Below are 11,913 nucleotides of genomic sequence, written 5' to 3'. Positions count from 1 at the left end.
ACCGGCGGGCGCGGCGGCGGCCGACGGCGCCCCGGCAGTGGCGTCGGCCCCCTCCGTCGTCCCCGTCCCGGCACCGGCACCGGCACCAGCACCAGCACCAGCACCAGCACCAGCACCAGCCATGTTGGTTTGGTTCATCCGTCAGCTCTCCAGCACCGAACGCAGGTCCCACAGCGCACGCCAGGTGGCCGAACCCTGCTCCGCGCGCCTGCGCACCGGCCCGTCCCAGTACCCCAGCAGCCGGGCCGCGTCGGCGGGGTCGTCCTTGCGGACGACTCCGAGCAGATGGCCGGGCAGCAGGGAGAGCACGTCCCGGTCGCCGGGGAAATAGGCGGCGGCCAGGCCCAGGGAGCCCGCGACGGACACGGCCTCCGCCGTGCTCATCACCGTGGACGGTCGCTCGACCTCCCAACCCTCCACGGAGCGGCCCTCGCGCAGGTCCCGGAAGGCGGTGACGAGGGCTTCGAGGACAGCGTCGTCCACCTGGTAGGCGGCGCCCACCCGTTCGACCGCGGCCCGCGACTGGCGCCGGACGAGCGCGGTCTCGGCGTCCACGTCGCCGATGGGGCCCACGGTCTCGAAGTTGAAGCGCCGCTTCAGGGCGGCGGACATCTCCGAGACGCCCTTGTCCCGGAGGTTGGCGGTGGCGATGAGGGTGAAGCCGGGCGCGGCGTGCACCTGGGCGCCGTCGCCGCCCGCCAGTTCGGGAACCGCGATCCGCCGCTCGGAGAGCAGGGACACGAGGGCGTCCTGGACCTCCGGCAGGCAGCGGGTGACCTCCTCGACGCGGGCGACGGCGCCCCGGGTCATGGCGGTGAGGACCGGGGAGGGCACGAGGGCCTGCTCGGTGGGGCCCTGGGCGAGCAGCAGCGCGTAGTTCCAGCCGTACTTGAGCTGGTCCTCGGTGGTGCCCGCGGTGCCCTGCACGGTGAGCGCGCTGGTCCCGCAGACGGCCGCCGACAGCAGCTCGGAGAGCATGGACTTGGCGGTGCCCGGTTCGCCGACGAGGAGCAGACCGCGTTCCCCGGCGAGGGTGACCACGCACCGTTCGACCAGGGCGCGTTCGCCGACGAACTTCTGCTCGATCACCAGACGGCGCGGCACTCCGGCTCCGGGCCGGGCGCCCTTCGGCAGGCTCAGTGCGTCACCCGCGCTGCCCATCACGAAGGTGACGACGGCCCGGGGGGTGAGCAGCCAGCCGGGCGGGCGGGGCCCGGAGTCGTGCGCGGCGAGGAAAGCCAGCTCGGTGGCGTGCCGGTCCTCGGGCGGGGTGATCTGCCGTGGCGCGTGGCCGGGCGCGGTCGCCTGGCCCGGGACGCCTCCCGCGGTGGTGCCGGCCGCGGTGGTGGTGTCCGGGGTGGTGGTGTCCGGGGTGGTGGTGTCCGGGGTGGTCGTGGTGTCGTTCGTCATCGGCGGCGGCCCTTCCGGGTGGCGCGGGTGTTGAGTTCTTCGAAGGCGGGGGCGTCGCCGCCCCGGACGCGGGCCCAGGCGGCTTCGTACAGCGCGGGGAGGGGAAGGTGGGGCAGGGTCCGGGCGGACCCCGCCACGGGGTACAGGCTTTCCTTCCAGGTCTCCAGCGGCAGCCCGGGGGCGCCGCGTTCGAGCCAGCCGCAGGGAAGGAACAGGGTGCGGCCGGCGCGCGAGCGCTTCGCCTCCACGACGAGGTCGGTGGCGGCGAGTTCCGCGCGGGCCCTCTTGATCCGGGCCGGCTTCCACTCGGTCCAGCGGACGCAGTTGCGGTCCGTGGGGTCGGGCAGGGTGAGCAGCATCAGATAGAGGGCGGCGGCGTCCGTGCTCAGGGCGAGGGCGTCGGCCGCCTCGCCCACCAGGTCCGGCACCGCACGCGTCGGGTCCTGGGCCGGGTGGTGCGCCGAACCGTCGGGGGCGCCCGCCGAGGCCAGGGCGTCGGCCTCCGGGCCCAGCAGGGCGCGCAGAGCGAGGACATCGCCGGTGCGGTGCGGGCTGACGGTGCCCTCGACCAGGCCGAACGCCGGGTCGTCGGGGCCCGCCAGGCCCGCGGGGCGGATCAGCAGCCTCTCGCTGTCCCCGTAACCGGGGGCGAGGAGCAGGGCCGATCCGGCCCTGACCATTCCGTCGGCCTCGGCGCCGCCGGACTCCGGGAGCCCGTGCGCGGCGCGGATCGCGATGCCGAGGGAAGCCCCCGACTCCGTCCAGTCCAGACCGAGGTCCAGCACGAGTGAGGGGTCCGCGAGGCGGCTGCGCAGGACCGTGAGGCCGACGGGCAGGTGGGCCCGCAAGGGGTGTCCGTACGGCAGTGTGTACGCGAGGGTGCGCAGGGCGGTCAGGGCGTTGGAGATCGTGCCGCGCCCGTCCGCCCGGTGGAGGGCGGGGCGGGCGCTGCCGTCCGGTACGGGCGTGCCGTGGGCGAGCCAGCCGCGAGCGCCCGCGTTGAGGAGCAGGTCGACGGAGGCGGCCGTGGCGCCGCTGAGGTCGAGGTCGAGTTCCTCCGGGACACGGACGAGGGAGCCCAGGTGTTCGTGCCACGCCTCGGCCGCGGCCCGGACGTCGGGGCCCGTGGACCACAGCTCGGCCGGGTCGGCGGGCAGCAGCGCCCGCAGCACGGTGTGCCGGTCGTCGCGGGGCAGGGCGTCCAGCCGGTCCTGGGCGGTCTCGAAGGCGCGGGTCTTCGCGCCGAGGAGGGCCAACGCCTCGGCGTCGGGCTCCTCGACGGCCGCCGACAGCAGCGCGGTGGCCTGGAGGGGGCCGATTCCGGTCGCCGTGTTGAACGCCTCGGCGGCTTCCGGGCGCCAGGGCGCGGGGCCCTTCTCCCGTACGAGGGCGGTCAGCCGGGTGAGCCGGTCGCGGGTGATGCCCTGCCGGTAGACGTGCTCGCGGTCGAGGGTGAAACCGGGGACGGGTCCGAAGGCTCCGGTCGGATCGTGGTCGAGGGCGAGCCAGCGGGCGGAGTCGTCCCGGGAGTTGCGGCCGTGGTCGGAGAGGACCACGACGGTGCGGGAGCCCTTGCGCAGGACCTGGCCCAGGCGGTGCACGGCTTCGGGGCGTCCGTTCCGCCCGGGGTTGGCCGTGTCGAGCGGTTCGACGAGCTCCACCCGCCGGACCGTGCCCGCGGGGTCGGCCAGCGGGCCCGCGGCGAACGCTTCCAGCAGCACGAGGAGCCCGGCGCGGTGCTCGGCGGAGGTGGCCTCCGAGGCTGCCCGGTAGGCAAGTTCGGGCAGCTTGTCGAGGAGGGTGGTCCAGGCGGGGGAATCGCCGGGCACCGTGTACGCGTCGCGCTGCCAGCCGTCCACGGGGGTGAAGGGCACCTTCGACGGCGTGGCCGGGCCGAAGGCCGGCTCACCGCCGAGGACGTGGTTGACGGCGAGGATCTGCCTGATCGCCGTCCACCGGGGCCCGCCTCCCCACCAGGAGCCGCGCATCTTCTCGGCGCCCCAGGCAGTGGCGGCCCGCAGGGTCGCGTCGTCGCCGTGCTCGGGCTCGTGGTCGAAGAACATGCCCTGGGTGCGTGCCGTGTTCCGGGGCGTGACCGGCTGGGCGGGTGCGGGTGGTTGCAGGTACTGGGCGACCGCGACGGCCCGGTCGACAGCTGTCCGCACGAGCGCGGTGACGCCCGCGAGGAGGCGTCCGTCGGACACCTCGGGCAGGACCCGGGCGACGGCCTCCTGGCTCATCTCCCGCGACGAGGGCCCGGTGTACTCCTCGGCCGCCCGGAACGCCTTCAGGTGACGGGCGACCGCGGTGGCGACCTCGTCGAACAGCTCCTGGGCCCGGGCGTCCGTCAGCTTCCGCAGGGCGGCGGAGCCCTGCTCGTCCCTCGGGCGCAGGGCGTGCCAGTAGACGGCGGGCGGCACGTAGGGGGTGCCCGCCGCGTCGTTTCCGCCGGAGGAGTCGGTGCCGACGGACCACAGGCCGCCGCCGGTGCCGTCGGTGTCCGCCGGGTGCGCTTCGACGGACCGGTGGCGCAGGACCACGACGGGCCGCGAACCGCCGGGCAGGGCGAGGGCGCCGAGCGGCACCACGGTCGCGCCGTCGGGCAGCGGGTGCGGCAGGGTGACCGTGCGGCCGTCGGGGGTGCCGGCGACGGTCCGGTCCCCGTCGGCGGGGGCGGCCGTGCCGGGCTCGGTGGCGGTGCGGCGGACCCAGCGGCCGAGGACCGTGCCGTCCGTCCCGAAGGGGGTGGTCTCCAGACCGGGCTGGAGGGGCAGCACCTGGCAGTGCTCGGCGAGCAGCCGGGTTCCGTCCAGCACCCCGGAGCGGAGGAAGGCGGGGAGGGACGCTCGGCCGTGGGCGCCGCTGACCGGGTCGTACTCCAGCCATACCTGTCGGGTGCCCTGGCGGCCCTCGCGCCAGTGTCCGGTGCCGTCCGCGAGGACGGCGCGCTGGGGCGGGAGAGTGGTGTCGCCCGCGTGCAGGGCCTTGCCGCCGGTGGCGCGGCCGCCGCCGGGCAGCGGCACGCAGACCTCGTCCGACAGACTGGGGCGGCCCCAGCGGGGGACCTGGTCGCCTCCGACGGTGAAGACCTCGGCGGGGTGGTGCGACCAGTAGCCGCGCTGCTTGCCGTCCTCCCACCAGATCACCAGCAACTCGCCGTCGACGAACCGGAAGGCGGGTGTCCGCCACTGGTCGGTGCTCGGGGGCAGCCTCAGGGTGTGCCGCAGCAGAACGTCTTCCGGGCCGACGACGACGGCCCGCTCCGGGGTGCTCAGGATCAGGGCGGGCCAGGCGCCGGTGACGCCGACGTTCTGCGACCGGTTGTTCCCCCGCCGCGCCGCGGTGGCGGCCTCGGCGGCCAGTTCGGCGTAGGCCTCGTCGAGTGCGGGCCAGCCCAGTTCGTCGAGGACGCCCGTGCGCAGAGTGTCGGCGAGCAGGGGGACGACGTCGTGCTCTTCGAGCAGGCGCGCGGCCTCGGGGGCGACGTCCGCGACGACGGCGCGGAACGGCGAGAGCTTGTTGAGGGCGATGCGCAGCCCGGGTAGTCCCCGCGCGGCGGTGTACTGCTCGGCGCAGCCGGTCAGCCACTCGCGCAGGAGGACGGAGAGCACCGGGTGCGCGGCCAGCTTCGCCATACCGGCGTCGCTCAGCCGCTGACGGCGCCCGTCGCCGAGACCGCCGACGTTCCGGCGCAGGAGGTCACGGAAGCCCGGGTGTTCGGCGATGGCGGCGAGATCCCGCCGCCCGGGCGCGTCGTCGGCGAGCCACTGGCCCAGCGAGAAACCGTGCGACCGCGCGTGGCCACGGCCCGTGTTCTCGTCGTCCGGCTCGGCCACGGGGACGCCGGAGGCCAGGCAGAGGTCGAGAAGGTCCAGGTCGGCGGTGGGCTGCCAGCGGCCCTGGAACAGCTCGACGGGGCGTGCGTCGGCGCGCAGCCGGTCCGTCATCCGGGCGGTGAGGTCCAGGGTGCGGGGGCTGCGTCCCGAAGTCGCCCGGTTGCGGCGTCGGTACGCCTCCCAGCGGGCGAGCCAGTCCGCCGGGGAGACGGCCGCTTCGTGGATGCCCGCCGAGTCGGAGGAGGCCGGGTCGTCGGCCGGGAGGGCGGTCAGCAGTTCCTCGGCGCCGGACTCGGCCAGCAGCCCGAGCCAGCCGGATTCGCCGTCCGTGTCCCCGCCGCTCTCGCTGAAGGTCTCCGGGAAGAATCCGAGGAGCCGGGCCCTCACGGACGCGTCCGCCCGGGCGAGAGCGATGAGCGCGGGGGCGTAGGTCGCCCAGAACGAGGCGGGAGCGCGGACGACCCCGGGAGAGCCGATCAGGTCGGCCACCAGCTCGCGTTCGGCGCTCTCGCGGTCCAGTCCGGCGGCCTTGACCAGCGTGCGTACGTCCTGCGGCAGCGCCGCGTACGGCGGCATCCCGGCGGCGCAGCGCTCGACCAGCAGGCGGCGGAACTGCGCCCAGGCGTCCGCCGGTGCGAGCCGGGCCACCAGGTCGCGTACGTACTGGCGCAGCGCCTTGACGGTCAGCGCGCCGGCGAGGGCGAACTCCAGGAAGACGGCGCGCTGCCGGTCCTCGTCCACGACCAGGCCGTGGACCCGCTCGGCCTCGCGGGCCTTGCCGAAGAAGGAGGCGGCGTACGTGGCGTTCTCGGCCTGGAGGAAGAGGCGGGCCACCTGCTCGTAGTAGGTGGGGAGGAAGTGCGGGACGGCCCGGCCGAGCCGGGTGCCGAGCTCGTCGAAGCCCTCCTTGGCCGCACCGGCACGGGTCTTGGCCTGCCGGCCCAGCCGCTCGATGTCCTTGACCAGGGCGAGGGCGTGGTGCCCGTTGGCCGGGTCGTTGACCAGCGCCCAGGCGGGGAAGCCCAGCGTCTCGCGGCGGACCTGCCCGACGACGGGAGCCTCCGCGGTCCGGGCCAGCCCGAGGAACTCCAGGGCGAGGTCCTCGGCCTCGCCGAGCGTGCCCGGGACGAGCCGGACCACCGCGCGGTCCCCGAGGGCGGTGTTGGTGTAGGTGCGGGCGGTCAGCGTGTCGGCGTCGTCCCGGTCGGTGGTGCCGGCCGGGAGGATCGCGCCCGCGTCCAGCAGGGTCGCCGCGCGGGCCTCGGCGGCGGGGTCGGAGGCGTCGCGGCCCCGCTTCTGGGCGGGAAGGGCCGTCGAGCCCGTGGCCGCCGTGTTCGCTTCGGTGTTCGTCGTGATGCTCATGCCGCCCGCTCCTCGTCCTCCACGTCGCGGCCGGCGTAGAGCGCCGCCGCCATGCGCATGCCCTCGGACCACGCGACGGGGCCGACCTCGGCCGCCGTCAGCGCGCGCCCCGAGGCATCGGTCCAGCCCAGCGGACCCGTCTCGGTGTCGTACGCGTCGTATCCGTCGTGCTCGCCGATCCAGATGCGTGCCTCGACACCGGCGCCGTCCTCGACGACCGGGCAGACCGCGTATCCGCCGCGCGACCGGTATCCGAGCTGGGTGACGCGGCCGTGCAGGAAGCGCAGTTCCTTGAAGACGCCGCCGGCGTAGGTGTCCATGGAGGTGGTGTCCGGGGCGAGGCCGGCCGGGCGGTGCCACACCTCGCGGAACAGCTGCTCCACGTTCTGGCGGACTTCCAGTTCGACCGCGAACTCCCGCAGTTCGTCCAGGTCCTCCAGCAGGACGGGGTGGGGTACATGGACGATGTCGGGGGCGATGCGGACCGTGTCGCCGTCCACATCGACGAGGCCGAGGCCGCGCTCGGGATCGACGTCGCGCAGGAACCCGGCGACCCCGCCGTCCGCGCCGGTGACCACCACGTCGCGCAGGGCCGCCTGCCACGCCGGGTCGGGCCAGACCCGGGCGAGGACGGCGGTGGGAACGGGCAGCGAACGCACCATCCACTGCTCGACGTCGGTCAGGCACCGCCGCTCGTGCCGCTCCAGCCACTCCGTCAGCTGCCGGAGGCCGACGACCGCCGGATCGTCCTTCAACTTGGCCGGAACGGACTTCAGCCGTCGGCCCTTCCCGTTGCGGCAGACCACCTTGCCCGCCTCCAGAGCGACTTCGTAGTCGCCCGCCGGAACCCACCCCATGCGCTGTTCTCCCCGTCGTGCCGGACAGCCGCCACCGCGGCGGCAGGCTGATGAATCCCGTCGACGGCGACGCACCGTGACGATTGGGAGAGACTCTAGGCCGCGCCACTGACAACGCGTCCGGAGCCCTGGAACGCGCTGCCCGGTTCGGTGTACGCGACCTGTTCAGGCGCCGGTGAGGAGGCGCGCCCCGCCAGGGTCAGGTCCAGCACGGAGCGGACTCGTCCCCCACTTCCCGTACGCCTACGGCCGGAGCCCCGTACGGGCCGGTCTCGCCGACCTCCGCATGGTGCTCATGACGATCGGGCTGCGGACCGTCATGACGATCTGCGCGGTCAGTGTGGAGGAGTCGACCCCTCGGGCACCGGCAGACCAGGAAAAGGAAGGGGGTGCCCGTCCGTGCGGGCACCCCCGGGGGTGGTTCGGCCGCGGTCACCCGAGAGTGACCGAACGGTGGTGGTGCGGCGTCAGAGCGTGCGAGCCGCCGAGGCGATGGCGGACGCGAAGGTCGAGACCTCGGTGTAGACGCCCGGGTAGCCGGGCCGCGCGCAGCCGTAGCCCCAGCTGACGATGCCGACCTGGATCCACTCGCCGACGTTGTCCCTGCGGAACATCGGCCCGCCGGAGTCGCCCTGGCAGGTGTCGACGCCACCGGTGTCGGGGTATCCGGCGCAGATCTCCTCGTTCGCCACGAGCTCGTTGCCGTACGCGGAACGACAGGCGGCGTCGGAGACGAACGGGACGTTGGCCTTGAGCAGGTAGCGCTGCTGGCTGCCGCCCTCGCGGTTGGCACCCCAGCCGGCGACGGTGAACGTGCCCTGGTTGAAGGCGGTGGTGGTGGCGATCTTCAGCGTGGGCTGGTCGATGGGCCGGGCGAGCTTGATGAGCGCCCAGTCCTTGCCGGTGCCGTTGTAACCGGGGGCCCGGAGAACCTTGGTGGAGCGGACCTTGATCGCACTGGACGACTGGAGATCGACTACGCCGCCGGTGGCGGTGATCGAGGTGTTGTTGCCCGATGCGCCCACACAGTGGGCGGCGGTGAGGACGATGTCCTTGGCGTACAGGGCGCCGCCGCAGCCCATGGAGAGGCGGACCATGAAGGGGAACTCGCCCTGGGCGGCACGGGTTCCACCGACGACGGGGTTGGGGGCGGCCGACGCCGTGACCGGCTGGAGGCCGACGACGGCGATGGCGACGGTGGCGACGACGACGGAACATCTCTTGAGAACACGCAGGAGTTGCTTCACGGACCGCCTTCTTTCGTGGGGGGCTGCTGGGGAAGCCCGGACAGGGGCGCGGTGGCACTTCAGCCATGCACCTGTCAAAGCGATCCGATTGTCGGGAATGGGTCATCGCTGCCGCAAGGCGCACTTTTCGGCCAGCCTCGGCCGATCGGGCAAGGCTGCGACAGGCGCCTGGGCCGGCGCCATGAAGGGCGGGTTCACTCTCGCCGCGAATCACTCCGCTCCCGCCCGCCAAGATCCCCTCACCCGCGGCCGGACCGGCTCGCCGACCTCAGCCCGGACGTCCAGCCGTCTCGGACTCGCCACCCCGCCGCACTCGTCGCGAGCCGCGACATCACACGGGCCCGACCGTTCTCGAAATCGGCTGCAGCCAGGGCGAGATGACCGCCGTCCCCGCAGAGGCGGTCGGATCCGCGGGCACGCGATCGCCACCATCGCGGCCGAACCCGCCCGTGACGGATGCCACCATACGGGTGAAAGGGGATTTGCCACTCAAATGCAAGCGCGGAACGATCTTGCTTCGTGAAGAGATCGAAGTGGGACGATGCGAGCCTGATCGCCGAACTGGAGCCGTCCGCAGCTGGGTTGCTGGACCGCCACATCGCTGCGGCGCGGGAGTGGTTTCCCCATCAGTACGTGCCGTGGAGCGCCGGCCGGAACTTCGATGGCCCGTTGGAGGGCGAACCATGGCAGGAGGACCAGTCCCGGCTGGACCCCGCGGCACGTTCGGCACTGGTCGTGAATCTTCTGACCGAGGACAACCTGCCCGGCTACTACCATGCCCTGGCGGTGAACTCGACCCGCGAGGGGGCGTGGGGGGAGTGGCTCAACCGGTGGACCGCGGAGGAGGACCGGCATGCGTCTTCCATCCGCGGCTACCTCCACGCGACACGCGCTGTGGACCCCGTTGCCCTGGAGCGGGCCCGAATGGCACAGGTCGGCACCGGCTTCGAGTCCCCGGCCACCGGATGCCTGAGCGGAATGGCGTACGTGGCGCTGCAGGAACTCGCGACCCGGATCAGCCACCGCAACACGGGCCGCTTCAGCGGTGACCCGGTGTGCGAACGGCTGATGGCGCGGATCTCGCAGGACGAGAACCTGCACATGGTCTTCTACCGCGAAGTGCTGCGCTCCGCCCTCACGATCGCCCCGGACCAAGTCCTGGTGGCGGTCGAGGAGAACGTGCGGTCGTTCCGGATGCCCGGCCACGCGATGCCGGGCTTCGCTCAGATGGCGGCCCAGATCGCCGTCGCCGGCGTGTACGACCTGCGTATCCACCATGACGACGTCCTGGTCCCGTTCCTGCGCAACCTCAAGATCTTCGACCTCGAAGGGCTCGGCCCCCAGGGCGAACAGGCCCGTGACAGCCTGGCCTCACACCTTGAGCACCTCGACGCCCGGGCCGCGCTCTTCGTCGAACGCCGAGCTCAGGTACTGGCCGCTCGTCAACGCCGCGGCCAGGTGGACCGGACGTCGGCCCCTGCCGCGCCGGTGTCCGGGTGACCGGGCTGACCAGCCCCGGCGCGGAGCAGCCCGCCCCGCCGGCCGACTCCCCTTCCGCACGGGGGACAGGCGAAGCGTCCCGCCGGAAGGCTTGGGCGATCACCGCTGTGATGTGCTCCGCCCTGTTCCTTCTGGGGCTGGACTTCACCGTCCTGAACGTCGCGATCCCCGCGCTCCAGGAAGACCTGGCGCCTTCCATGGCCCAGACGCAGTGGATCGTCGACGGCTACGCCCTTGTCCTGGGCGGTTGTGTCCTGGCCACCGGCGTCTTGGGTGACACCTACGGCCGCCGGCGTGCGTTCGTCGCCGGACTGGTCGTGTGCGCGCTCGCGTCGGTGCTCGGCGCGCGGGCCGACGCGGTGGAACAGATGATCGTCGCGCGCTGCGGCATGGGGCTGGGCGCCGCGCTGTTCATGCCCGCGACGCTGGCGACGATCGTCCACGTCTTCTCCGACGACGCGGATCGCCGGCGTGCGATCTCGCTGTGGGCGGCCGTCGCGGGCATCGGCGCACTTGCCGGCCCTCTCGCCGGTGGCTGGCTGGTGGAGCACGCCACGTGGCGGGCCGTGTTCTGGATCAACGTCCCCCTCGCCCTGGTCCTGGCCGCTGTGGCCATGCGGATGGTTCCCGAGTCCCGCGACGCGCGGCCGGGCAGACTCGACTGGCAGGGCGCCGCTATGTCGTGTGCCGGGCTTCTGGCCTTGGTCTGGGCGGTCATCGAAGCACCCGGCCGTGGCTGGACCAGTACGGCGGTCCTGGGGGCCTTCGCCGCGGCGGGGGTGCTGCTGGCACTTTTCACCGCCTGGGAAGTCCGCACCGACAGGCCGATGGTTCCACCCCCGCTCTTCGAGCGGGGTCCGGTGGGGCCGGCCTGCGTCGCCCTCGCTGCGATGTCGTTCTGCGGCATGGGCGCCATGTTCATCCTCACCCTCTACCTGCAGCAGGTACGCGGACACAGCCCCTGGGAAGCGGGAGTACGTACGATCCCGCTGTCACTCGCCCTGGCGGCCGGAGCCGCTTTCGCGCCCACACTGCTCAGACGCTTCGGCTCCCGCGTGCCGGTGTCGGCCGGTCTGATGCTGGTCGCAGGCGGGTTTGCCGCCATGGCCCGCCTGGAGACCGGGTCGGGCTACGCCCACATCCTGGCTTTCGAAGCCCTGGTAGGCGTGGGCAGTGGACTGGTGGCACCGGTGGCGACCGAACTCGTGCTGACCGCGGTGCCCGCGGCGAAGTCCGGCCTCGGCTCGGCCCTCAACGACGCCACCCGGCAGGTCGGCTCCACCCTGGGGGTCGCGGTCCTGGGCTCGATCCTGGCCACCGTCTTCACCGCGCGGATCGAAGACCGCCTCCAGGCCCATCCGGCCGCGCAGGTCCTGCTCCGCAATCAGGAGGGCCGGGGCCTGCTGACGAGAGCCGGTCACCCGGGCGCAGACACCGCGTCCGTCCTGGTTCAGGAGACCGGCGCGGCGTTCGTCCACGGCATGTCGACCGCAGCGATCGCGGGCGCGGGCGCAGCGCTGCTGGCCGCCGTCCTGTCGTGGCGCAAGCTGCCGGCTTCCGATCGCCCACCGGACCGCCCGCCCCCGCCCCGAGCCGCGGCCCAGCCCCCCGGACCGGTTGCCGCCGGACCTTTCCGTTGACCGAACCGCCCCTGCCCGGCCCCAGCGCCCCTGAGGCGCGGACTCCCACCACTGCGAAGGT

Annotated in this window: 6 protein-coding genes; 2 read left to right on the top strand and 4 right to left on the bottom strand. The window is 73.6% G+C overall.

The window, feature by feature from the left end:
- Nucleotides 1-141 precede the first annotated feature (141 nt).
- From CCZ36_RS32225 to CCZ36_RS32210, 4 genes are all read right to left on the bottom strand, one after another.
- Complete coding sequence (locus tag CCZ36_RS32225; RefSeq protein WP_128819158.1) at nt 142-1,410, bottom strand: ATP-binding protein; 1,269 nt, start codon at nt 1,408-1,410, stop codon at nt 142-144.
- Nucleotides 1,407-6,608, bottom strand: coding sequence for a hypothetical protein (locus CCZ36_RS32220; protein ID WP_128819157.1), 5,202 nt, complete (start codon nt 6,606-6,608; stop codon nt 1,407-1,409). The genes CCZ36_RS32225 and CCZ36_RS32220 overlap by 4 nt, the downstream gene beginning before the upstream one ends.
- Nucleotides 6,605-7,465 carry a DUF4132 domain-containing protein gene (locus CCZ36_RS32215; RefSeq protein ID WP_069736358.1) on the bottom strand — a complete coding sequence of 287 codons (861 nt, stop codon included), beginning with the start codon at nt 7,463-7,465 and terminating at the stop codon, nt 6,605-6,607. Before CCZ36_RS32215 ends, CCZ36_RS32220 begins: the two co-directional genes overlap by 4 nt.
- Nucleotides 7,466-7,932: 467 nt before the next feature.
- Entirely contained in the window at nt 7,933-8,712 is a 780-nt protein-coding gene (locus tag CCZ36_RS32210; protein WP_069741067.1) for a S1 family peptidase, read from the bottom strand.
- Nucleotides 8,713-9,231: 519 nt separating this feature from the next.
- On the opposite strand from CCZ36_RS32210, the gene CCZ36_RS32205 reads away from it, so the two are divergent.
- Both CCZ36_RS32205 and CCZ36_RS32200 read left to right on the top strand, forming a co-directional pair.
- Nucleotides 9,232-10,212 (top strand): acyl-ACP desaturase, encoded by a 981-nt coding sequence (locus CCZ36_RS32205; protein ID WP_069741068.1) that lies wholly within the window; start codon nt 9,232-9,234, stop codon nt 10,210-10,212.
- Nucleotides 10,213-10,322: 110 nt separating this feature from the next.
- Nucleotides 10,323-11,852, top strand: a complete 1,530-nt coding sequence (locus CCZ36_RS32200; protein ID WP_128819156.1) for an MFS transporter — start codon at nt 10,323-10,325, stop codon at nt 11,850-11,852.
- The last annotated feature ends 61 nt before the right edge of the window (nt 11,853-11,913 follow it).

The organism is Streptomyces sp. S063 (genome assembly GCF_002832675.1).
In the GTDB taxonomy this organism is placed as follows: Bacteria; Actinomycetota; Actinomycetes; order Streptomycetales; family Streptomycetaceae; genus Streptomyces; species Streptomyces sindenensis.
This window is presented reverse-complemented; position numbering and strand designations above follow the sequence as displayed.